Annotated in this window: 21 protein-coding genes and 1 pseudogene; 9 read left to right on the forward strand and 13 right to left on the reverse strand. The window is 72.2% G+C overall.

Features of this window, described 5'->3' with window-relative positions; translation table 11 throughout:
- Positions 1-11 precede the first annotated feature (11 nt).
- Entirely contained in the window at positions 12-1,442 is a 1,431-nt protein-coding gene (locus tag EDD40_RS08480; RefSeq protein WP_123742416.1) for a PP2C family protein-serine/threonine phosphatase, read from the reverse strand.
- Between the two features lie 95 nt (positions 1,443-1,537).
- Between EDD40_RS08480 and EDD40_RS08485 the strand changes: the two genes are divergently transcribed.
- Positions 1,538-5,995: a hybrid sensor histidine kinase/response regulator gene (locus EDD40_RS08485; protein ID WP_123742417.1), complete on the forward strand. Its 4,458-nt coding sequence runs from the start codon at positions 1,538-1,540 to the stop codon at positions 5,993-5,995.
- 406 nt (positions 5,996-6,401) lie between these two features.
- Here EDD40_RS08485 and EDD40_RS08490 read toward each other — a convergent pair whose 3' ends face one another.
- Together EDD40_RS08490 and EDD40_RS08495 are read right to left on the reverse strand one after the other, a co-directional pair.
- Positions 6,402-7,265: an aminoglycoside phosphotransferase family protein gene (locus tag EDD40_RS08490; protein WP_123742418.1), complete on the reverse strand. Its 864-nt coding sequence runs from the start codon at positions 7,263-7,265 to the stop codon at positions 6,402-6,404.
- Complete coding sequence (locus tag EDD40_RS08495; RefSeq protein WP_123742419.1) at positions 7,262-7,588, reverse strand: STAS domain-containing protein; 327 nt, start codon at positions 7,586-7,588, stop codon at positions 7,262-7,264. Before EDD40_RS08495 ends, EDD40_RS08490 begins: the two co-directional genes overlap by 4 nt.
- Before the next feature lie 169 nt (positions 7,589-7,757).
- Here EDD40_RS08495 and EDD40_RS08500 point away from each other — a divergent pair, with 169 nt between their 5' ends.
- Positions 7,758-8,144, forward strand: a complete 387-nt coding sequence (locus EDD40_RS08500; RefSeq protein ID WP_123747856.1) for an ATP-binding protein — start codon at positions 7,758-7,760, stop codon at positions 8,142-8,144.
- 368 nt (positions 8,145-8,512) lie between these two features.
- Here the strand turns inward: EDD40_RS08500 and EDD40_RS08505 are convergent, their stop codons facing one another.
- The 3 genes from EDD40_RS08505 to EDD40_RS08515 all read right to left on the reverse strand — a co-directional run bounded on the left by EDD40_RS08505 (position 8,513) and on the right by EDD40_RS08515 (position 9,353).
- Positions 8,513-8,713 carry an antitoxin gene (locus EDD40_RS08505; protein WP_123742420.1) on the reverse strand — a complete coding sequence of 67 codons (201 nt, stop codon included), beginning with the start codon at positions 8,711-8,713 and terminating at the stop codon, positions 8,513-8,515.
- Between the two features lie 128 nt (positions 8,714-8,841).
- Positions 8,842-9,045 (reverse strand): cold-shock protein, encoded by a 204-nt coding sequence (locus EDD40_RS08510; protein WP_123742421.1) that lies wholly within the window; start codon positions 9,043-9,045, stop codon positions 8,842-8,844.
- Positions 9,042-9,353 carry a hypothetical protein gene (locus EDD40_RS08515; protein WP_123742422.1) on the reverse strand — a complete coding sequence of 104 codons (312 nt, stop codon included), beginning with the start codon at positions 9,351-9,353 and terminating at the stop codon, positions 9,042-9,044. Before EDD40_RS08515 ends, EDD40_RS08510 begins: the two co-directional genes overlap by 4 nt.
- A 344-nt stretch (positions 9,354-9,697) precedes the next feature.
- Here EDD40_RS08515 and EDD40_RS08520 point away from each other — a divergent pair, with 344 nt between their 5' ends.
- The gene (locus EDD40_RS08520) at positions 9,698-10,534 is read left to right on the forward strand and encodes a peptidoglycan-binding domain-containing protein (protein WP_425471144.1); all 837 of its coding nucleotides are present in this window, start codon (positions 9,698-9,700) and stop codon (positions 10,532-10,534) included.
- Between the two features lie 32 nt (positions 10,535-10,566).
- Positions 10,567-11,538, forward strand: a complete 972-nt coding sequence (locus EDD40_RS08525; RefSeq protein WP_123742423.1) for a pirin family protein — start codon at positions 10,567-10,569, stop codon at positions 11,536-11,538.
- On the opposite strand, the pseudogene EDD40_RS08530 reads toward EDD40_RS08525, so the two are convergent.
- Both EDD40_RS08530 and EDD40_RS08535 read right to left on the reverse strand, forming a co-directional pair.
- Positions 11,539-12,476: pseudogene (locus EDD40_RS08530) on the reverse strand (aminoglycoside phosphotransferase family protein). It abuts the gene before it with no gap.
- Positions 12,431-12,763 carry a YnfA family protein gene (locus tag EDD40_RS08535; protein WP_123742424.1) on the reverse strand — a complete coding sequence of 111 codons (333 nt, stop codon included), beginning with the start codon at positions 12,761-12,763 and terminating at the stop codon, positions 12,431-12,433. Before EDD40_RS08535 ends, EDD40_RS08530 begins: the two are co-directional and overlap by 46 nt.
- Positions 12,764-12,811: 48 nt before the next feature.
- Here EDD40_RS08535 and EDD40_RS43335 point away from each other — a divergent pair, with 48 nt between their 5' ends.
- The 4 genes from EDD40_RS43335 (at position 12,812) to EDD40_RS08550 (ending at position 14,489) form a co-directional block, all read left to right on the forward strand.
- Positions 12,812-13,057 carry a methyltransferase domain-containing protein gene (locus tag EDD40_RS43335; protein WP_170185004.1) on the forward strand — a complete coding sequence of 82 codons (246 nt, stop codon included), beginning with the start codon at positions 12,812-12,814 and terminating at the stop codon, positions 13,055-13,057.
- A gap of 433 nt (positions 13,058-13,490) precedes the next feature.
- Complete coding sequence (locus tag EDD40_RS08545) at positions 13,491-13,898, forward strand: hypothetical protein (RefSeq protein ID WP_148088732.1); 408 nt, start codon at positions 13,491-13,493, stop codon at positions 13,896-13,898.
- Between the two features lie 183 nt (positions 13,899-14,081).
- A complete protein-coding gene (locus tag EDD40_RS41575) occupies positions 14,082-14,243 on the forward strand; it encodes a hypothetical protein (RefSeq protein ID WP_170185005.1) in 162 nt (53 codons plus the stop codon).
- A gap of 3 nt (positions 14,244-14,246) precedes the next feature.
- Entirely contained in the window at positions 14,247-14,489 is a 243-nt protein-coding gene (locus EDD40_RS08550) for a hypothetical protein (RefSeq protein WP_123742426.1), read from the forward strand.
- 470 nt (positions 14,490-14,959) lie between these two features.
- Here EDD40_RS08550 and EDD40_RS08555 read toward each other — a convergent pair whose 3' ends face one another.
- The 4 genes from EDD40_RS08555 to EDD40_RS08570 form a co-directional block, all read right to left on the reverse strand.
- Positions 14,960-15,142: a hypothetical protein gene (locus EDD40_RS08555; protein ID WP_148088733.1), complete on the reverse strand. Its 183-nt coding sequence runs from the start codon at positions 15,140-15,142 to the stop codon at positions 14,960-14,962.
- Positions 15,143-15,273: 131 nt separating this feature from the next.
- Positions 15,274-15,471 carry a hypothetical protein gene (locus EDD40_RS08560; protein WP_123742428.1) on the reverse strand — a complete coding sequence of 66 codons (198 nt, stop codon included), beginning with the start codon at positions 15,469-15,471 and terminating at the stop codon, positions 15,274-15,276.
- 308 nt (positions 15,472-15,779) lie between these two features.
- On the reverse strand, positions 15,780-16,850 hold the full coding sequence (locus EDD40_RS08565; protein WP_123742429.1) for an acetate/propionate family kinase: 1,071 nt from the start codon (positions 16,848-16,850) through the stop codon (positions 15,780-15,782).
- Between the two features lies 1 nt (position 16,851).
- A complete protein-coding gene (locus tag EDD40_RS08570) occupies positions 16,852-19,185 on the reverse strand; it encodes a phosphoketolase family protein (RefSeq protein WP_123742430.1) in 2,334 nt (777 codons plus the stop codon).
- Between the two features lie 156 nt (positions 19,186-19,341).
- Between EDD40_RS08570 and EDD40_RS08580 the strand changes: the two genes are divergently transcribed.
- A complete protein-coding gene (locus EDD40_RS08580; RefSeq protein WP_123742432.1) occupies positions 19,342-21,690 on the forward strand; it encodes an HAD-IC family P-type ATPase in 2,349 nt (782 codons plus the stop codon).
- Between the two features lie 29 nt (positions 21,691-21,719).
- On the opposite strand, the gene EDD40_RS08585 is transcribed toward EDD40_RS08580, so the two are convergent.
- Entirely contained in the window at positions 21,720-22,226 is a 507-nt protein-coding gene (locus tag EDD40_RS08585) for a DinB family protein (protein ID WP_123742433.1), read from the reverse strand.
- Positions 22,227-22,244: the final 18 nt, after the last annotated feature.

The raw sequence follows: 22,244 nt of genomic DNA on the forward strand, positions 1-22,244 counted from the left end.
ACGAGCCGTGTTCAGGGGGCCGCTTGCAGCACCAGGAGGGTCAGGTCGTCGTGCTCCGCCTCCCCGAGCCAGTCGAACACGACGCGCCGCAGGTGGTCGGACACCGCGTCGGCCGACAGCCCGGCGCAGTCCGCCAGCGCCGCCTTCAGCCGCGCGTCGCCGAACAGCTCCTGCCGGTCGTCGTACTTGCGCGCCTCGGTCAACCCGTCGCTGTAGAGCAGCAACGTCTCCCCCGGCGCGAGGACGACGGTCGTCTGGTTGAACCGCACCTCCGGCAGCACGCCGACGATCCCGCCGTGCACGGGCACCTCGTCCACCCGCCCGTCGGCCCGCAGCACGAGCGGCGCCGGGTGGCCGCCGGCCGCCAGGGTCAACCGCAGGCCACCGGCCTGGACTGGCATCATCGTGCCGACGACGAGGGTGGTGAACAGCCGGCTGCCCGCCGCGCGCAGAGCGGCGTTGAGCAGGTACAGCAGCTGCGCGGGCCGCTGCTCGACCACGAGCAGGGTGTGCAGGCTCTGCCGGACCCGCCCGCTGTGCACGGCGGCCTCCAGCCCGTTGCCCGCCACGTCGCCGAGCACGAAGGCCGCGCTGCCGTCCTCACGCGGGTGGACGTCGTAGAAGTCGCCGCCGACCAGCGCCCGCCGGTGCGCCGGCTCGAACACACCGGCCAGGCGGGCGCCCAGGACGTCGGGCAGGGGCGTGGGCAGCAGGTCCGCCCGCAGCACCTCCACGGTGCGCTGCTGGTCGCTGAACAGGGTGCTCGCCTCGACCGCCGCGGCGGCCCGCGCCGCGAACCGCTTGAGCAGCTCGACGTGCCACGTGCCGCCGAAGCAGATCAGCGCGCCGCCCTCGGTCAGCGGCACGGCCACGCCGACCCCGGACGCGTTCCACGGGCCCTCGCCCAGCTCGGTCAGCTCGGCGTGGTCGACCAGCCGTTCCAGCACGGCGGTGAGGCCGGGCGCGGTGCCGGCGACCTGGCGGGTGGTGCGGGCCACGGCCACGTCACCGGCGGGCGTGCGCCGCCACCACTCGAGCCGGCCCCGCAGGCCGGGCAGCACCACGACCGTGTGCTCGGCGGGCGCCAGCTCGACCACGGCGCGCACGGTGGCCGCGCGTTCCGTGAGCGACGACAACCGGCGTGTCGCGTCGTCCAGGAAGTCGTCGGCGCTGCGGTAGAGGGCGACCCAGCCGTCGCCCAGCTCCTGCCGCCGGCCGCGACGGGCGCCGTCGACGCCGTCACCGGACGGCCCGAAGGCGTCGTCGGGCAAGGCCGAACCCGTTCGGGCCTGCGGGAACAGCACGGATGCGAGAGGGTTGGCCAGCCGGACGACACCTTCCGGGTCCAGCACGACGACGGCCTCGTGGAAGCCGTCGACCACGCGACGCCACGCGTCGAGGTCGAGGCCCGTGTCGGCGCCTTGCCGGTAGCCCTGGGCCATCACGGCTCCTGTGTGTCGGGTCGACCCAACCTATCGGACAAGTTGCCACCAACAGTGGCAGGCTTGGCGCAGTTCCGCTGACATCGGAGGCTCGTGTGACGACCGCCCAGGACGACACGGACGTGACCCTGTCCCGACTGCTGACCGCGATGCGGGAGATGAAGGACGGCAACTTCCGCCGTCGTCTCGTGGTCCCCAAGAGGGTCGAACACCGCGACGGGGTGACAGCGGAACTGGCGACGGTCTTCAACGAGATCGCGGAGCGCAACCAGTGGTTGGTGGGCGAGCTGGTGCGGGTGCGCCAGTCCGTGGGCCAGGAGGGCAGGCTGGGCGAACGGCTGGCCCCGAGCACCTCGACCGGCGGCTGGGCGACGGCGGCCGACTCGGTGAACGGCCTGGTCGACGACCTGACCAAGCCGACCGCCGAGCTGAGCCGCGTGCTCGCCGCGGTCGCCGAGGGCGACCTGTCGCAGGAGATCGTGGTGGACGCGCGCGGCGAGGTCGCCGCGCTGGTCGAGAGCTTCAACTCGATGACGGCCACGCTGCGGACGTTCGCCGGCGAGGTCACGCGGGTGGCGCGCGAGATCGGCACCGACGGCCGGTTGGGCGGCACGGCGGTCGTGCCGGGGGTGGCCGGCACGTGGAAGGACCTGACCGACTCCGTCAACTTCATGTCCGACAACCTGACCAAGCAGGTCCGCGACATCGCCCAGGTGGCGACGGCGGTGGCGCAGGGCGACCTGTCGCAGAAGATCACCGTGACGGTGGCGGGCGAGATGCTGGAGCTGAAGGACACCGTCAACACGATGGTGGACCAGCTGTCCTCCTTCGCGGACGAAGTCACGCGCGTGGCGCGCGAGGTCGGCACCGACGGCCGGCTCGGCGGCCAAGCCCAGGTGACAGGCGTCGCGGGCACCTGGCGCGACCTCACCGACAACGTGAACTTCATGGCGAACAACCTGACGTCGCAGGTCCGCAACATCGCCCAGGTGGCCACGGCGGTGGCGCAGGGCGACCTGTCGCAGAAGATCACCGTCGACGCGCGCGGCGAGATCCTGGAGCTGAAGTCGACCATCAACACCATGGTCGACCAGCTCTCCTCGTTCGCGGACGAGGTCACGCGCGTGGCGCGCGAGGTCGGCACCGACGGCCGGCTCGGCGGCCAGGCCCAGGTGCCGGGGGTCGCGGGCACCTGGCGGGACCTGACCGACTCGGTCAACTTCATGGCCGGCAACCTGACCTCCCAGGTCCGCAACATCGCCCAGGTGACGACGGCGGTCGCGCAGGGCGACCTGTCCCAGAAGATCGACGTGGACGCGCGCGGCGAGATCCTCCAGCTCAAGACGACGATCAACACGATGGTCGACCAGCTGTCCTCCTTCGCCGCCGAGGTCACGCGCGTGGCCCGGGAGGTCGGCAGCGACGGGCGGCTCGGCGGCCAAGCCCAGGTGCCCGGGGTCGCCGGGACCTGGCGGGACCTGACCGACTCGGTCAACTTCATGGCCGGCAACCTGACCTCCCAGGTCCGCAACATCGCCCAGGTCGCGACGGCGGTGGCGCGCGGCGACCTGTCGCAGAAGATCACGGTGAACGCGCGCGGCGAGATCCTGGAGCTGAAGGACACCATCAACACGATGGTGGACCAGCTGTCCTCCTTCGCCGACGAAGTCACGCGCGTGGCACGCGAAGTCGGCACCGACGGCCGGCTCGGCGGCCAGGCCCAGGTGCCCGGGGTCGCCGGCACCTGGCGGGACCTGACCGACTCGGTCAACTTCATGGCCAACAACCTGACGGCGCAGGTCCGGTCGATCGCCCAGGTCACGACGGCGGTGGCCGGCGGCGACCTGTCCCAGAAGATCACCGTCGACGCGCGCGGCGAGATCCTGGAGCTGAAGTCGACCATCAACACGATGGTGGACCAGCTGTCCTCCTTCGCCGACGAAGTCACGCGCGTGGCACGCGAGGTCGGCACCGACGGCCGGCTCGGCGGCCAAGCCCGGGTGCCCGGGGTCGCCGGCACGTGGAAAGACCTCACGGACAACGTCAACGTCATGGCCGACAACCTGTCCACGCAGGTCAGGTCCATCGCGGCGGTGGCGACGGCGGTCGCGGGCGGCGACCTGTCCAAGAAGATCGCGGTCGAGGCCAAGGGCGAGGTCGCGGCGCTGGCGGACACCATCAACGGCATGGTGGACACGCTGCGCGCGTTCGCCGACGAGGTCACCCGCGTGTCGCGCGAGGTCGGCACCGAGGGCATCCTCGGCGGCCAGGCCCGCGTGCCGAACGTGGCGGGCACCTGGAAGGACCTCACCGAGAACGTCAACTTCATGGCGAACAACCTGACCTCGCAGGTCCGCAACATCGCCCAGGTCACGACCGCGGTGGCGTTGGGCGACCTGTCGAAGAAGATCGACGTCGACGCGCGCGGCGAGATCCTGGAGCTGAAGACCACCATCAACACGATGGTCGACCAGCTCTCCTCGTTCGCCCAGGAGGTCACGCGCGTGGCCCGGGAAGTCGGCACCGAGGGCAAGCTCGGCGGTCAGGCCGAGGTGGAAGGCGTCTCGGGCACCTGGAAGCGGCTCACCGAGAACGTCAACGAGCTGGCCGGGAACCTGACCCGGCAGGTCCGCGCGATCGCGGTGGTGGCGACCGCGGTGACCGCGGGCGACCTGACCCGGCAGATCACCGTCGACGCCTCCGGCGAGGTCGCCGACCTCAAGGACAACATCAACCGGATGATCGGCAACCTGAGGGCCTCCACCCGCGCCAACCAGGAGCAGGACTGGCTGAAGACGAACCTGGCCAGGCTGTCCGGCCAGATGCAGGGACACCGGGACCTCAACGCCATGGCGTCGCTGGTGATCAGCGAGCTGACACCGCTGGTGTCGGCGCAGCACGGCGCGTTCTTCCTCGCCGACCCCGAGTCCAACGCCCTGGACCTCACCGCGGCCTACGGGTACTTGCCGCGCGGCGGCCGGCCCACCCGGTTCACGCGCGGCGAGTCGTTGATCGGGCAGGTCGCGGTGGAGAAGAAGACCGTGCTGGTCACCGACGTGCCGCCCGGGTACGTCGAGATCGGCTCCGGGCTCGGGTCGGCGCCACCGGCGAACCTGGTGATCCTGCCGATCGTGTTCCAGGGCGAGACGCTCGGCGTGATCGAGCTGGGGTCGTTCGGCGAGTTCACCGAAGTGCACCTGGACCTGTTGGACCAGCTCAAGGAGAACATCGGCGTCAACCTGAACACGATGCTCGCGAACGCCCGGACCGACAGCCTGCTGGTCGAGTCGCAGCGGCTGACCGAGGAGCTGCGGGCCGGGTCGGTCGAGCTGGAGGCGCGGGCGCGGCAGCTGTCGTCGGCGTCGAAGTACAAGTCCGAGTTCATGGCGAACATGTCCCACGAGCTGCGCACCCCGCTGAACAGCCTGCTGATCCTGGCGAAGCTGCTGGCGGACAACCTGGACGGCAACCTGAACCCGAAGCAGGTGGAGTTCGCCAAGACCATCCACTCCTCCGGCACGGACCTGCTGCAGCTGATCGACGACATCCTGGACCTCACCAAGGTCGAGGCCGGGCACATGCAGGTGCAGACGGACCCGGTGCACGTGACCGACGTCGTCGGGTACGTCGAGGCGCTCACCTCGCCGCTGGCCGCGGAGAAGGGGTTGGCGTTCGAGGTCGTGGTGGCGCCGGACGTGCCGTCCACCCTGCACACCGACGAGCACCGGTTGCAGCAGATCCTGCGGAACCTGCTGTCGAACGCGGTGAAGTTCACCCACGACGGTGAGATCAAGCTGCGGATCCGGGTCGTCGAGGGCTCGATCGCGTTCGACGTGCAGGACACCGGCATCGGCATCCCGTCGGACAAGCTGTCGGTGATCTTCGAGGCGTTCCAGCAGGCGGACGGCACGACGTCGCGGAAGTACGGCGGCACCGGGCTGGGCCTGTCGATCAGCCGGGAGCTGGCGGCGCTGCTCGACGGTCGGCTGGACGTCCGGTCCGAACCGGGCATCGGGTCGACGTTCACCCTGTACCTGCCGTTGGCGGAACAGGGCATGGTGCCGGCGGTCGAGGTGGAGCCGGAGGTCGTGCCGGAGCTGCTGACGCCCGCCGACCACGCCACGCAGTCGCTCGTCGCGCCGTCGCAGCTGCCGCCCGCGCCGATGCGGTTCCACGGCGAGAAGGTGCTGATCGTCGACGACGACCTGCGCAACGTGTTCGCGTTGACGAGCGTGCTGGAGCTGCACGGGCTGCAGGTGATCTACGCGGACAACGGGATCACCGGTGTGCGGGCGCTGGAGCAGTACGACGACGTGACGCTGGTGCTGATGGACATCATGATGCCGGAGCTGGACGGCAACGCCACCATGGCCGCGATCCGGGCGATGTCGCGGTACCAGGACCTGCCGGTGATCGCGGTGACGGCCAAGGCCATGAAGGGTGACCGGGAGAAGTCGCTCGCCTCGGGGGCCACGGACTACGTGACCAAGCCGGTGGACACGGAGCACCTGCTGCGCCTGATCGCCTTCTACCTGGGCCTGGAACAGGACTGACCCGAGAGTCCAACGTCCACACCGCGAGAGTCCAACGTCCAGAACGCGCGTGTCCTACGTTCGGGATGGGTGTGTCCTACGTTCAGGACGCGAGAGTCCTACGTTCGGGACGCGAGAGTCCTACGTTCAGGATAGGTGAGTTGAACGTTCAGGACGTTGGTGTGGTGGTGCGGGCGGCTCGATTTGACATGGGGCCCTTACGGGCGCTCCAGGCAGGCCAAAGCCGGGCAGGCCTGGCGGGAAGAGCGTCCGCCAAGCCTGTCCGGCTTCGACCAGCCTAAAGCACCCGAACCCATGTCAAATCGGGCCTGGTGGGGATGTGGCGGGTCCGTTGGGGGCGGGGTTAGGGGTGGGGGTGAGGGGCGGGGCGGGCGTGGGGGCGGGGTGAGGGTGGGGGTGAGTGGGGTCAGGTCAGGGCGGTGAGCAGGCGGTGGCAGCGGAGGGGGTCTTCGGTCAGGCCGGCGGCCAGGCCCCACAGCCAGTAGTCGACGGCGCGGAAGATGGTCCAGTTCCGGGCGTGGTCGGGGTCGAGGTCGGCGGCAGCGGTGGCGATGTGCAGGTGTTCGGCGATCGCGGTGTCGTCCGGCATGTCGTCCAGCCTGGTCCAGAGGACCCTCGCCAGGTCGTAGGCGATGTCGCCGCGCAGCAGGATCGGGTCGACGGTCAGCCAGGGCTCGCGCGTCGCGGCCAGGACCTGGGCCGAGTGCAGGTCGCCGTTGACGGCGAGGGTCGAGTCGGTCGTCACCAGGGTCGCCACGGCCTCCTGCCCCGCGCGCAGGAACGCGCGGTCGAAGGGGCGGGATCGGCGCAGCCAGTCCGGTTCCAGGCTGTCGGCGCGGGCGAGGGCCAGGTCGGCCGTCGAACGGGCGGTCGGCGGGGCCGGCACGGCGAGACGGCGGGCCATCGCGCCCAGCACCGCCATGGCCTCCTCGGACGGCAGGTCCGCGGCGCTGTGGTGCAGGTCCAGGCGTTCCAGGAGCATGACGCCGGCGGTCGGGTCGGCGTCGACCAGCTGCACGGTGCCCCTCCCCCGCCAGAAGCGCAGCGCCTCGACGTGCGCCGTCACGTCCTCGCTCGGCGCGTTCACGCGCAGCACGAGGGGGACGCCCGCGCGGGTCACCGGGATGACCAGGGCGTGCGAGCCGTGCCGGGTGTCGCCGTCGGGGCGCAGGTCCCAGGTGTCCAGGTGGTGCTCGATGGCGGCGGGGAGGTTCGCCAGCCAGGTCCGGTCGCGCGGGATCGGCGGGTCGCGGAACGTCTCCGGGATCACGTGGTCGTCGTGGCCGACTCGACGGTCTCGTGGATGTGCATGACCTCGGTCAACTCGGTCAGGCGGAACAGCTTGTGCACGGAGGCCTGCATCGACGCCATCCGGAACTCGCCGCCCGCGCCGTCCAGTCTGCGGTGCCAGTCGAGCATCAGGGACAAGCCCGTCGTGTCCATGAACGGCACCTCGCTCAGGTCCACCACGACGTTGCCTGTGCTCTCCTCGAGGCGGTCGGACAGCACGGGGACCGTGTCCGCGTCCAGTTCCCCCGACACCGAGACGACCGTCCAGCCGCCCCGCACCTCACTGCGCACCTGCAACTCCATGGTGCACGAGCCTAGCCACCGGACAGGTCCCGTGCCGATACCGCATCACGACGCGCCGATCACCCGCGTGCCGTCGAACGCGGCCGAAGAGCCGGTCGGCGCGACCGCCCGGTGCCGCGACGGGTGGATGTGCGACCATGCGGTGACGGCCGATCAACGGGGAGCGGATGTGCGCAACGAGCCAGCGGCGCCGGTGGCCGTGACGCTGCCCGCCTCAGCGGGCGCATCGGCGCAAGCCCGCCAGGTGGTGGGTGACGCGGCGGTGGCCTGGGGACTGTCGGACGACGCCGCCGACGACGCCGCCCTGGTGGTCACGGAACTGGTGTCCAACGCGGTGGACCACGCGACGGGCCCGGTGGGGCTGACCGTGTCGCGGACCGACTCCGGGCTGCGGATCGAGGTGGCCGACGAGTCGTCCGCCCCGCCCCAGCCGAGACCCGTGCAGGTCGACTCGGCACGGGGGCGCGGGCTGATCATCGTGGCCGCCCTGAGCCGGTCGTGGGGCACGGAGCCGACCGCCGACGGCAAGGTCGTGTGGGCCGAGCTGGACGGCTGACACACGCCCCGACCGGGCAGGGACCGGCCGGGGCGCTGCGGCGGGGTCAGGCAGCTCGTGGCGCGCTGACGCCGCGGCGGGTCACGATGAGCGTGCCGGCGGTGGTTGCGCAGGAGCACGGCCCGTGACGCGTCGTGTCACCGTGGTTCCCCCTCCAGCCGCCCCGGCAGGGGTGAGGCGGCCCTGTCCCACTGTGGGGTGACACCCGGGTGGGAACAACCAGGGCAGTGGTCCGTAGGGGTACGGCACTTATTCGGCGCCCGCGCGGCCGGAGGCCCCAGGGTGGGAGTCGCGAGCTCGCGCGGTTGTCAGCGCACGAGAAAGGGCCGCCCTCGTCGAGAGGGCGGCCCTCGTCCGTCTTCGGGCCACTACTGGCCTTCGCGGAAACGGTCCAGGCCTTCCTTGGCCTTGTCCGTCCCCTTCCGGATGTGCTCGGAGTGCTCGCCTCCGGTGCGTTCGTCGACGAACTGGCCGGCCTTGTCGAGACCCTCGTCGGCCTTGTCGCCGTGCTGGCCGAGAGCGTCCTTGGCCTTGCCCTTCAAGTCTTCGAACTTGTCGCCAATGCCCATCTGCGCTCGAACCTCCTCAGGGTGTCCCTCGTGGACACTCCACAAGAAGGGCTACCGCCGTCGTCGGCCGTTGATGCGCGAGGACCGACAACTCACCCGGAAGAGTCAGGTGGGCGCGAGGCCGGGTCTCAGACCAGTTGGACGGAGACGGCGTGCGGGCCCTTGGCGCCCTCGCCGACCTCGTACCGGACCGCCTGGTTCTCGGCGAGACCGCGGTGGTCGTAGTCCTGGATCTCCGAGTAGTGCAGGAACAGGTCGGAGCCGCCGCCCTCGGGCGTGATGAAACCGAAGCCCTTGGCCCCGCTGAACCACTTGATCCGGCCCTGCGTCATTCGCGTGCTCCTGCCTGGTAGGACGCGACGGCCGCGTCCTGGTACGGGTAGTCGGGCACGCGGTGCTCGGCCGCACGCTGGTCCTGCGCCCGCTCGTTGCGCGTGCGCACGGGGGCGCCGTCCTCGGGCGGGTCGGGCAGGCCGAGCATCAGCAGCAGCTCGCGGCAGTCGTTCGCGTCGACCGAGTTGTCGGCGACGGTCCGGGCGGCCTGGTTGCGCTGGACGGTTTCGGCCCTGTCGGCCGCGGCCCTCGCGTCGGCGAAGCCGACCGCGGCACCCTGTGATCGACCAGGTCTGGTCTGCGTCATGACGAGCCCGCCTCCCCTGCCGGCAGGGCCGCGCCACGCGTCGAGGGAGCGTGGTGGATCGGACCGGCGTGCCTGCGGGCCGTAGGGGTAGATGATGTGAACGGATGGTCCGGCGACAAGCCGGTGCTCCCGTCCCCGGCCCTGGGATGCGGCCGGACTGGGTCGGGGACCGCGCCGACCGAGTGCCGACAGCTCGTGCCCCAACCAGTGGGACTCTACTCCACGGTCACCCGTCGAACGAGCACGACCACGTCTCGTCAGGTTCCAACCAACTACGGGGGTGTCTTGCCAAGAACCGCCGACTCGCGCTTGACTTGCTGCGCTTCGTCGGAGGTCGACCGGAGGTGGACGTGGTCAACGTCAGAGTCGCGGTGGTCGGTGCGCTGATCGGGCTGGTCGGCCTGGCGGCTCCCGCCGCCGCCGCGCCGCAGGCCGTCGCGCTGCCCGTGGTCGACATGGAGGCCGTGCTCAAGGCCGCGCAGATCGACCCGCGCCGGGCCGACTCGGCGATCACGCCGGGCAGCGGCGACAGCGTGCGGCTGGTGGAACGGGCGCTCGCCGCGGAGGGGCACCTGGCCTCGACGTACGTGGACGGGCACTTCGGCACCCGGACGATCGACGCCTACGCGGCCTACCAGCGCTCGCTCGGCTACACCGGGCTCGACGCGTCCGGGATGCCCGGACCGACGTCGTTGCGGCTGCTCGGCGAGACGACCTACACGGTGACCCGCGTGGTGTCGGCGGGCAGCCGGGTGACCTACCACAGCGCGGTGATGAACACCCGCACGAAGGCCATGCTGGTCGAGGCGGAACGGCTGCTCGGCCGCTCGCTCGGCATCACCCAGGGCTCCTACAACCCGGGCGGCGTGCCGGGCTCGGCGGGCACCCACGACGGCGGCGGCGCGCTGGACATCTCGGTGTCGGGCATGACCGCGACGACGCGCACCACCGTGGCCCGCGTGTTGCGCCAGGTCGGGTTCGCGGCGTGGGTCCGCACGCCCGCGCAGGGCTTCGACTACCACATCCACGCGATCGCACTGGCCGACCCGGACCTGTCCACCGGCGCGCGCAACCAGGCAGGCGACTACTACCTCGGCTTCAACGGGCTGGCCGACCGGGGCGCGGACGACGGGCCCGCGGTGAGCCCGAAGCGGACGTGGGAGGAGTACCAGCGGCTCTAGGATGGCCGCATGGCCGTCCGAACGGGGTCGCGATGAGCAACGTGGAGACCGACCCGTCCGAGCTGATCTGCGAGAGCGCGTCCGGCGTCGCGGCGGTCGAGGTCCTCGGCCCCCGCGACGTGCCGCTGGGCGGGCCGCGGGCAATGACCGTGCGGCGCACGTTGCCGCAGCGGTCGCGGTCGATGATCGGCGCGTGGTGCTTCGCCGACCACTACGGGCCGGACGACGTGTCGGTCAGCGGCGGGATGGACGTCGCGCCGCACCCGCACACCGGGTTGCAGACCGCGAGCTGGCTGTTCAGCGGCGAGATCGAGCACCGCGACAGCCTCGGCGTGCACGCGGTGGTGCGGCCGGGCGAGCTGAACCTGATGACGGCCGGGCACGGCATCTGCCACTCCGAGGTGTCGACGCCGGGGACGTCCGTGCTGCACGGCGTGCAGCTGTGGATCGCGCTGCCCGACGCCCACCGCGACGCGCCCCGCGACTTCCAGCACTACGCGCCCGAGACGGTGGCGTTGACCGGCGCGTCCGCCAGGGTGTTCCTGGGCACGGTCGCGGGCCGGACGTCGCCGGTGCGCACGTTCACGCCGTTGCTGGGCGCGGAACTCGTGCTGGAGCCCGGCGCACGGCTGGCGCTCGACGTGGACGCGGCGTTCGAGCACGGCGTGCTGGTCGACGTGGGCGCGGTGGAGCTCGGCGGCACGGCGTTGGCGGGCGGCGCGCTCGGCTACGTCGGTCCGGGCCCGGAGGTGCTGCACCTGGCCAACGTCGCCGACACCCCGGCCCGGGTCGTCCTGCTCGGCGGCGAGCCGCTGGGCGAGGACCTGGTGATGTGGTGGAACTTCGTCGGCCGCAGCCACGAGGAGATCGCCCGCTTCCGCGACCAGTGGCAGGCGGGATCGGAGCGCTTCGGCCGGGTCGAGGGCTACCCGGGCGACCGGCTGCCCGCCCCGCCGCTGCCGACGGGCCGGCTGCGCCCGCGCGGCAACCCGCCACCGGCCTGATCAGGACCGGTCGAGCAGGGCGGTGGCGATGGCGACCTGGACCGGGTTCAGCGCGGTCTCGCCGTCTGCCACGTCCCACAGCGCGTTCTGCAGCACGCGGCTCAGCGTCCACGCGGTGGCGCGGTCCCGGTCGAGGCCCAGCACGTCGGTGAGCAGGTCGAAGCGGCGCGTCACGGCCCGTGCCACGTCGCCGGTGGCGACCACGGCGTCCCAGCGGTTGTCCAGGGCGGCAGCAGGTCGAAGCCGGGGTCGCCGGCCAGCGGCTCCGGGTCGATCGCCAGCCACGGCTCGCGGTCGCCCGCCAGCACGTTGTCGTAGTGCAGGTCCCAGTGCAGCAGCCGGTCGCCCGCCTCGCCCACCACCTCGGCCACGGCGGACGCGCACGTGCGCAGCAGGTCCCGGTCGGCCGCCGAGCGCAGCGCGGGCGCCGCGACCGGCGCCTGGTCGAGCAGGGCGCGGGCGATGTCGGCCAGCCGCCGCACGCCCGGCGGCGCGGGGACGGCGACCAGGCGTGCCAGCAGGTCGGCGAGGATCCGCAGCGCGACCGCGTCGTCGGCTACCGAGGACAGCGGGCGGCTCGCGTCCAGCCGTTCCAGCAGCATGGCGCCCGGCTCGTCGGCGAGCAGCCGGACCACGCCGTCGCCGTCCCACGTGCGCAGCCCGACCGGCGCGGCGGCGTTGTCCTCGGTGACGGGTTGGAGCTTGAGCACGGCCGGGGTGCCGTCCGCGCGCACGACCGGCAGCACGAGCGACGCCATGCCGCTGCCGACCGGGCCGTCCGGCCGCAGCCCCCACCGGTCGAGGTGCTCGGCGATCCGGTCGGGCAGCGCGGCGAGCCACGCCCGGCCCCAGTCGGTGCGGTGGTAGGACGCCGTCAGCGCCTCCGGGACGATCACGGGCGCGGCGCGTACATGATCACGGCCACGCCGACCAGGCAGATCCCCGCGCCGACGTAGTCCCACCGGTCGGGCCGGAACTTGTCCACCACCACGCCCCAGGCCAGCGACCCGGCCACGAACACCCCGCCGTACGCGGCGAGGATCCGGCCGAAGTGCGCGTCGGGCTGCCACGTGGCCACGAACCCGTACAGGCCGAGCGCCGCCACGCCCGCGCCGATCCAGAGCAGGCCGCGGTGCTCGCGCACGCCCTGCCACACCAGCCACGCGCCGCCGATCTCGGCGAACGCGGCCAGCAGGAACAACACCAGCGAGCGGACCACCGTCATGGCCGCGACGATAGCCCGCGACCACGACCGCTACGGCGCCGTGGACGGGTGCTCGACGTCGGCTGCGGCAACGGCCGGATCAGTCGGCTGGTGGCGCCGCGGGTCGCGCACGTCACGGGCATCGACCTGTCCGGCCCGCGCGCGGGCGAGTGCGACGTGCGTGCCGAACCCGACCTCCGAGCAGGGCGACGCTCAGGTGTTCCCCCCCCCCCCCCCCCCGCAGGCGTTCGACGTGGCGGTCAGCCGGTGCGGGATCGTGTTCTGACGCCGGGACCTCGCGGCCGATCGGGGTAACGACCCGTCGACCATTGCCGCACCGGGTGCCTGCGTGACGCAGAACACTGTGATCCCAAAGCTCGGACTCGGCGCGATTTCGCCGCAACGGCATGTTTAAGCGCGTTCCGCCACCCTGGCGGAGCACTTCGCGTGCGGCGCACCCGGCGGCACCCCCGGCGGACCGGGTCACCCGGCGCGAACATCAGGAGCCCTCTGCTTCACCGGCGGTCCCCGCCACCCGCTCAGCGCAATGCCGCTCACGATCGGTGAAGCGATACGCATTCGTTCCCGATGATAACGCAGGATGGCGGTCGGCGATCGGAGCAATTCACGGCCGCCTGATCGTCCGATGCCCCTTTCACGGGGATGCGCGGAGTGGGTGTCTTCTGCTTTATTTGTGTGGTCGCCGATCCCGGCGAAATCGAGAAGGATTCCCCACCAAGGAGAACTCGTGTTGAAGCGTCTTGCCTCGGGTGTCGCGCTGGCCGCCATGACCGGCGCGATGGTGTTCGGCGGCGGCGCGGCCGCCCAGGCCACCACCGTTCCCGACGCGTCGTGCATCAACTCCGACCCGACCGGCCTGGTCAACGTGATCGTGTGCACGATCAACACCACCGTGCAGGTGCCGATCGACCTGCCCGACTCGGTGATCACCATCGGTGACGTCCTCAGCGGCAACACCATCAAGGTGCTCAACGGCGCCGAGCTGGACGCGGTCGAGGTCACCATCAAGGACGTCATCGACGACGTGAACGTCGAGGACAACCTGATCTTCAAGAGCGCGCTGGTGAACGCCCTGAACGACGCCGACATCATCGACGACATCGACGTCTCCAAGGTCCTGGTCGACCTGCTCTGAGTTCTCCTCACAAATCGTTGACGGCGAGGACATCGCCCTCGGACACCTGAGTCACAAACGAATGGCGTCCCCGGCTCCGCGTACCGCCCCGAACCACCGGGCGGTACGCGGAGCAATTCGCGTTGCCCGAAATGATGACCTGGGTGAGCTATCGGCGGAAAGGCCGCGCTAGGCCTCGTCGCCGTGGACGTAGTCGACGGGCAGCGGGACGCCTTGTCGCCATTGCAGGCACAAACCCTCGGCCAAGTGGTGTCCTCGGACCTGGTCGACGGCAGCGGCAGGCGCAGGGCGGTCGGCAGCGCGAAGCGGCCCGGGTCGAACGCCACGGTGATCGACTCGCCGTAGGCGATGGCGGCCCGCACCGCGCCGGTGCAGGAGAGCGCGCCGACACCGAGCGGAACCAGGGCGAGCAGGCACCACCAGCCGCTGCGGGCCGGCAGGCCGGCGGACGCGACGGCGGTGAGCAGGCCCGTCAGCGCGAGCCGGGTGGTGCTGTCGAGGCTGTCGCGCCGGGCGTCCACCACGGCCCGCACCTGGTCGGTGAGCACGGGATACAGGCGGGGCCACGCGACGACCGCGTCCCAGCCGTAGTTCGCGCCCGCCCGCTGTTCGGCGGCGGCCGGCACGTTGCCCAGCGTCGTCGCGCGCACGTGCGCCACGGCGGGGTAGTGCCGTTCGAGCCGCGTGCCCGCGAGGCCGGCGGCGAGGACCTGCGCGGGCGTGGGTTCGACGTCGCCGGGCAGCTCGGCCCGGCGCGCGAGCCTGCCCCGCCGCCACCGCTGCACCGCCCGCAGCAGCCGGTCCAGCGGGGCGAGCCACCGTCAGCTGCAACGGCATCAGCGCCACGGCGAGCAACGTCAGCGCCACCGCGAGGACGACGGCCTCGCCCACGCCGAGCGCGGCGGCGGTCTCCCAGGCGTGCGACCACGTCAGCGGACCGGGCGCGCCCGCCCAGACCAGCAGGAGCAGGAACACCGCCGCCGCGAACGACGGCAGGTAGCCCACCACGACAAAGCGCGGCGAGAACCCCTCGGTCGCCGGCTTGGCCAGTCCGGCGAGCGTCACCGCTCCGCCTCCGTCGGGCCGTGGCCGTTCGGGCACTCCGGCGCACCGGACATGCCGACGTGCACGCGGTAGGACGTGGTCTCCCAGGTCTCACAGGCGAAGCGCAGCACCACGTACCGCGTCGACTCGCCGGGCAGGGTCGCGCCGGCGCCTCGCAGCGTGCTGAAGGAGCTGGGCATCACCTACCGCGTGCTCGGCCGCGACGACGAGGCGACCCGGTGCTGGACCGAGGCGCTCGCCATCTTCGAGGCGCTGCCCGCGGCGAGCGCCGCGCCGGTCGCGGAGCGCACCCGGCAGCACCTGGCCGAGCTCACCGCCGGGGCGACGACTCCTCCGGCGGCCAGTCGTCGTCGGCCTGCTCCTGGACCTCCGCGCCCACCAGGGACCGCCTGAGCAACGGCCGCAGCGCTTCGGACAGCGCCTCGACGGGGATGGCGGCGAGGTCCCGCAGCGGCACGGCCGTCACGTCGGGGATCTTCACTTCGATGTCGTCGCGCGGATCGGACACGGCGGCCTCCCGGGCTCGGCACCCATCATGGCAGGCGCCGCCGTGATCGGGCAGGCCGTCGACGACGCCACCGATCCCCTCACCCGTCCGACACCCCGGACGGCGGGCGGGTGCAGTTCCGGCCTGTGGCACGAGCAAGGCCGAGCTGGTCGAGCCGCACCGGCTTGGGCCACATCGCCCACCGCACCGGCGACCAGGCGCGGGCGGTCGAGCACTTCCGGGAGGCCATCGCCGTGCTGCGCGGTCTCGACGACCGGGGCGAGGAAGCGAGCACCTTGGACCTGTCGGTGGCCGTGTTGCCCGTGCGGTCAGCGGCCGAGCGCGCTCCGGGTGCCGTGCGCGATCTCCAGGTCTTCGCGCGCGGTGACGACGAAGGTCCGGGCTTTCGCGTCCGGCCCGGTGATGTCGGTGTCGCCGTCGACGTGCTCGTTGCGCTCCGGGTCCACCGTGACGCCGAGGAACCCCAACCGTTCGGCGGCACGGCGGCGCACGGTGGCCGACTTCTCGCCGACACCGCCGGTGAACGCGAGGACGTCCAGCCCGCCGAGCGCGGCGGTCATCGAGGCGATGCCGCCGACCAGCCGGTGCGTGTAGACGTCCAGCGCCAGCACGGCGTCCGGGTCGCCGTCGGCCGCCGCCGCGTCGATCTCGCGCAGGTCGCCGGTGCCGGCCAGCGCGGTGAGCCCCGACTCCCGCTCCAACGTGGTCGCGACCTCGTGCGGCGTCAGCTCCTCGTGCTCCTCCAGCCACAGCACCAGGCCGGGGTCGACCGTGCCGGACCTGGTCGCCATCACCAGGCCCTCCAACGGGGTGAAACCCATGGTGGTGTCGACGCTGCGGCCGTCGGCGATCGCCGCCAGGGACGCGCCCGCACCCAGGTGGCAGGTGACGACCCGGAGGCCGGGCGACGCGAGTTCGGCCACCCGGCGCGCGCAGTAGGCGTGGGACAGGCCGTGGAAGCCGTACCGGCGGATCGCGTACCGGTCCCGCCACTCCCGGGGCACGGCGTACGTGGCCGCCGCGGCGGGGATCGTGGTGTGGAACGCGGTGTCGAAGCACGCGACCGCGGGCACGTCCGGCAGCAGCCGGTGCACCGCGTCCAGGCCCGCCAGCGACTTCGGCTGGTGCAGCGGCGCCAGCGAGGTCAGGTCGACCAACGCCTGCCGCACCAGGTCGTCCAGCACGACGGGTTCGGTGAACCGGGTGCCGCCGTGCACCACGCGGTGCCCGACGGCGTCCGGCGCGGGCCAGTCCTCCAGCACCTCGCCGAGCCGCCGCGGGTCCGGCTCGACGTCGGCGCTGCGCTCCACCTCGTCGTCGGCCGCCAGCAGCCGCAGCTTCAGGCTGGACGAGCCCGCGTTGACCACCAGGACGCGCACGTCAGGCCCACGTCCACCCGGCGATCGCCGGGTCGTCCTCGCCGTACTCGCGGGTGTGCTGGAGTGCGGCGAGCCGGGCGTCCGCCATCCGCTGGCGCAACGACGCCGCCGCGCCGCCCAGCGACGGCACCCGGTCGATCACGTCCATGACCAGGTGGAACCGGTCGAGGTCGTTGAGCATCACCATGTCGAACGGCGTGGTCGTGGTGCCTTCCTCCTTGTACCCGCGCACGTGCAGGTTGAGGTGGTTCGCGCGCCGGTAGGTGAGGCGGTGGATGAGCCACGGGTAGCCGTGGAACGCGAAGATCACCGGCTTGTCCTCGGTGAACAGCGCGTCGAAGTCGCGGTCGGGCAGGCCGTGCGGGTGCTCGGTGTCCGGTTGCAGGCGCATGAGGTCCACGACGTTGACCACGCGCACCTTCAGGTCGGGCAGGTGCTCGCGCAGCAGCTTGGCGGCGGCCAGGGTCTCCAGCGTCGGGATGTCGCCCGCGCACGCCAGCACCACGTCCGGCTCGCCCTCGGTGGTGCCCGCCCAGTCCCAGATGCCGAGCCCGCGCGTGCAGTGCGCGATCGCGTCCGGCATGTCCAGGTACGTCAGCGCCGGTTGCTTGCCCGCCACGATCACGTTCACGTAGTGCTTGCTGCGCAGGCAGTGGTCGGCCACCGACAGCAGCGTGTTGGTGTCCGGCGGCAGGTAGACGCGGACGATCTCGGCTTTCTTGTTCACCACGTGGTCGAGGAAACCGGGGTCCTGGTGGCTGAACCCGTTGTGGTCCTGCCGCCAGACGTGCGAGGACAGCAGGTAGTTCAACGACGCCAGCGGCGCGCGCCACGGGATCGCCCGCGTCGTCTTGAGCCACTTGGCGTGCTGGTTGAGCATCGAGTCGACGATGTGGATGAACGCCTCGTAGCTGGTGAACAGGCCGTGCCTGCCGGTGAGCAGGTAGCCCTCCAACCAGCCCTGGCACAGGTGCTCCGACAGCACCTCCAGCACCCGGCCGTCCGGCGCGAGGTGCTCGTCGCCGGGCACGGTGTCCGCCTGCCACTTGCGGCCCGTCACCTCGAACAAGGCGGACAGCCGGTTGGACGCCACCTCGTCGGGGCCCATGACGAGGAAGTTGTCCGGGTTGCCGCGCACCACGTCCCGCAGGAACGCGCCGAGCACCTTGGTGGCCTCGCTGCTCTCGACGGCGGGCCGCGCCACGGTGACCGCGTGCTCGCGGAAGTCGGGCATCTTCAGCTCGCGCAGCACCCGGCCGCCGTTGGTGTGCGGGTTGGCGCTCATCCGCCGGTCGCCGGTGGGCGCGAGGGCGCGCAGCTCGGGCACGAGCCTGCCGTCGTCGTCGAACAGCTCCTCGGGCCGGTAGCCGCGCAGCCACTCCTCCAGCTGCGCGCGGTGCCCGGCGTCGGTGCGGGTCGCGGGGAGCGGGACCTGGTGCGCGTGGAACGTGCCCTCGACCCGCTTGCCGTCCACCTCGCGCGGGCCGGTCCAGCCCTTCGGCGTGCGCAGGACGATCACCGGCCACGGCGGGCGCCGGGTCGACCCCTTCATCTCGGCGATCTCGTCCAGCGCCCGGTCCAGGGTGGCCGCGAGCTGCTCGTGCACCGCCTTGGGCTCGTCGCCGACGACGAAGTGCGGCGTGTGGCCGTAGCCGCGCAGCAGGGAGGCCAGCTCGTCGTCCGGGATGCGCGACAGCACCGTCGGATTGGCGATCTTGTAGCCGTTGAGGTGCAGCACGGGCAGCACCACGCCGTCCCGGGTGGGGTCGAGGAACTTGTTCGAGTGCCAACTGGCGGCCAGGGGCCCGGTCTCCGCCTCACCGTCGCCGACCACGCACAGCGCCAGCAGGTCGGGGTTGTCGAACACCGCGCCGTAGGCGTGCAGCAGGGCGTACCCGAGCTCGCCGCCTTCGTGGATCGAGCCGGGGGTCTCCGGCGCGACGTGGCTGGGGATGCCGCCGGGGAAGGAGAACTGGCGGAACAACGCGCGCAGGCCGGCCAGGTCCTCCCCGATGCCCGAGTAGACCTCGCTGTAGGTGCCTTCCAGGTAGGCGTTGGCGACCAGGCCGGGCCCGCCGTGGCCGGGGCCGGTGACGTACAGGGCGTTCAGGTCGCGCTGCCGGATGGCGCGGTTCATGTGCGCGTAGAGGAGGTTGAGGCCGGGTGTCGTGCCCCAGTGCCCGAGCAGGCGGGGCTTGACGTGCCCGGGGAGGAGCGGTTCGCGCAGCAGCGGGTTGTCGAGCAGGTAGATCTGCCCGACCGAGAGGTAGTTGGCCGCACGCCAGTAGGCGTCCAGCAGGTCGAGGTCGTCCGCGGTCCGCTCGGTCGACGGCATGGTCCCGACGCTAGCTCCGATCACGGGGGTCCGAAACTCGAGCGCCGTCGCCGACGCGACGGGTGGCAGGTCCGGCGCGTGCACGGACGGGTGCGGGCGGCTGCGGGACGGGAGGCGGCGGGTGAGGATGGGGGTGGTCGGGGTGGGGAGGGCGGGATGGCCGGGGGCGCCGGCGGGCGGCAGGCGGGGTTGACCTCGGCGGAGGTCGCGGAGCGGGTGGCGGACGGGCGGACCAACGCCGTCCGCTCCCGCACCAGCCGCAGCGCCGGGCAGATCGCCCGCGCGAACGTCATCACCCCGTTCAACGGGCTGCTGACCGCGTTGTTCCTGGTCATCCTGGCCACCGGGCGGTGGCAGAACGGCCTGTTCGGGCTGGTCGTGGTGGCCAACACGGCGATCGGCGTGATCCAGGAGCTGCGGGCCAAGCGCACCCTCGACCGCCTCGCCGTGCTCAACGCGCCACACGCCCGGGTGACGCGCGACGGTGTGACGTCCGAGATCGAGGTCGGCGACGTGGTGGCCGACGACCTGGTCGACCTGCGCACCGGTGACCAGGTCGTGGCGGACGGCGCGGTCACCGACGCCGACGGCCTGGAGGTGGACGAGTCGCTGCTCACCGGCGAGTCCGACCCGGTGCACAAGGCCGTCGGCGACGACGTGCGGTCCGGGTCGGTCGTCGTGGCCGGGTCGGGCCGGTTCCGGGCCACGGCGGTCGGCGCGGACGCCTACGCGACCCGGCTCACCGCCGACGCCCGGAGGTTCACCTCGGTCCGGTCGGAACTGGTCGCGGGCACCAACAAGCTGCTGCGGTGGATCTCCCTGATGATGCTGGTGGTCGGCCCGCTGCTGCTGTGGAGCCAGCTGCGCAGCCCGGACACCGACGACTGGCAGGAGGCGATGACCGGCGCGGTCGCGGCGCTGGTCGGCATGGTCCCCGAAGGCCTGGTGCTGCTCACCAGCCTGGCGTTCATGGTCGCGGCCGTGGCCCTGGCCCGGAAGCAGACGCTGGTGCAGGAACTGCCCGCGGTGGAGGTGCTGGCCCGGGTCGACGTCGTCTGCCTGGACAAGACGGGCACCCTCACGCACGGCGACATCGTCTTCGACCAGCTGGTGGCGGACGGCCCGGAGGACGACGCGCGGCAGGCGCTGGCGCTGCTGGCGACGGCCCCCGACGCGAACGCGACCTCCGCCGCGTTGGCCGGCACGTTCACCTCCACCACCTGGCGGCGCACGGGCGGCGTGCCGTTCTCGTCGACCCGGAAGTGGTCCTCCGTGGACGCGGAGGGCCACGGCACGTGGGTGCTCGGCGCACCGGAGATGGTGTTCCCCGAAGGTGATCCGCTGGCCGAACGCGCCGCCGGCTTCGCCGCGCGGGGCAAGCGCGTGCTGCTGCTCGCCTCCGCCCGATCCTCCGCGCGGGAGACGTCGCTGCCCGCCGACCTGCACGCCCGCGCGCTGGTCGTGCTCGCCGAGCGCATCCGCGACGACGCCGCCGACGCGGTGCGGTTCTTCGCCGAGCAGGGCGTCACGCTGCGGGTGATCTCCGGCGACAACCCGCGCACGGTCGGCGCGGTCGCGGTGTCCGTCGGCGTGCCCGGCATCGCGGACGCGGGCGAGGCGGTGGACGCGCGCACGTTGCCCGACGACCCGGACGCGCTCGCCGACGTGCTGGAGAGGTCCGCCGTGTTCGGGAGGGTCACGCCGCAGCAGAAGCGGGCCGTGGTGGGCGCGTTGCAGCGGCGCGGGCACGTGGTCGCGATGACCGGTGACGGCGTCAACGACGCGATGGCGTTGAAGGACGCCGACATCGGCGTGGCGATGGGCAACGGGGCCGCCGCGACCAGGGCGGTCGCGCAGCTGGTGCTGCTGGACAGCCGGTTCGCGCACCTGCCGGACGTCGTCGCGGAGGGCCGGCGGGTGATCGCCAACATCGAGCGCGCGGCGAACCTGTTCCTGGTGAAGAACGTGTACTCGCTGGTGTTGGCGCTGGTCGTGCTGGTCAGCGGGATCGCCTACCCGTTGGCCCCCATCCAGCTCACCATGATCTCGACGTTGACCATCGGCGTCCCGGGTTTCGTGCTCGCCCTCGGCCCGAACCGGCGGCGTTACGTGCCGGGGTTCCTGGGGCGCGTGCTGCGGCTGGCCGTGCCGACCGGCGTGGTGATCGGGCTGGCCGCGTTCGGCGGCGACCTGGCGATCCGCTCACTCGACCAGGGCGGCGGCCGGGTGGCCGGGCAGACGGTGGCGACGGTGGTGGTGCTGGTGGCGTCGCTGTGGACGTTGTCGCTGCTCGCGCGGCCGTTGACGGGGTGGAAGGTGGCGCTGCTGGCCGGTTTGGCGGTGGTGGCGGCGGTGATCCTGACCGTGCCGGTGCTGGCGACGGACGTGTTCCTGCTGGAGGTGACGCCGCAGCGGCTGCTGACGGGTCTGGCGGTGGGCGCGGTGGCGGCGGCGACGGTGGAACTCGTCGGCCGCTTCGTGCTGCGGCCGACGCGTGACCGTTGACCGATCAGCCGATCAGCCGATCAGTCGTCTCAGGCGCCCACCGTGCCGTCGATGCCTTCGCGGAGGAAGTCGGCGTGGCCGTTGTGCCGGGCGTACTCGTGGATCAGGTGGAGCATGACCAGGCGCAGCGACACCTCCTCGCCCCAGCGCTCGTGGTAGCCGGTGACGTCGAGCGACTCGGCTTCGCGCTCGATGCGGCGGGAGTGCCCGACCTCCGCCCGCCACGCCTCGAACGCCTCGGACCTGGTCGCGGTGGACGCGTCGTAGGCGACCTGGAAGTCGCCGTCGGCCGACCAGACCAGCGGGACGTCCTCCTGGCCGATCACGCGCCGGAACCAGGTCCGCTCGACCTCGGCCATGTGCCGGACCAGGCCGAGCAGGGTGAGCGTGGACGGCGGCATGGAACGGCGGCGCAGGTCCTCGGTGGACAGGCCGTCGCACTTCATCGCCAGGGTGGCGCGGTGGTAGTCGAGGAACGCGCGCAGCGTTTCGCGTTCGTCGGCGCGCGGGGGTGGACCGATGCGTTCGGTGGTCATGGGTCCATCGTCCAAGCA

The organism is Saccharothrix texasensis, assembly GCF_003752005.1.
GTDB lineage: Bacteria > Actinomycetota > Actinomycetes > Mycobacteriales > Pseudonocardiaceae > Actinosynnema > Actinosynnema texasense.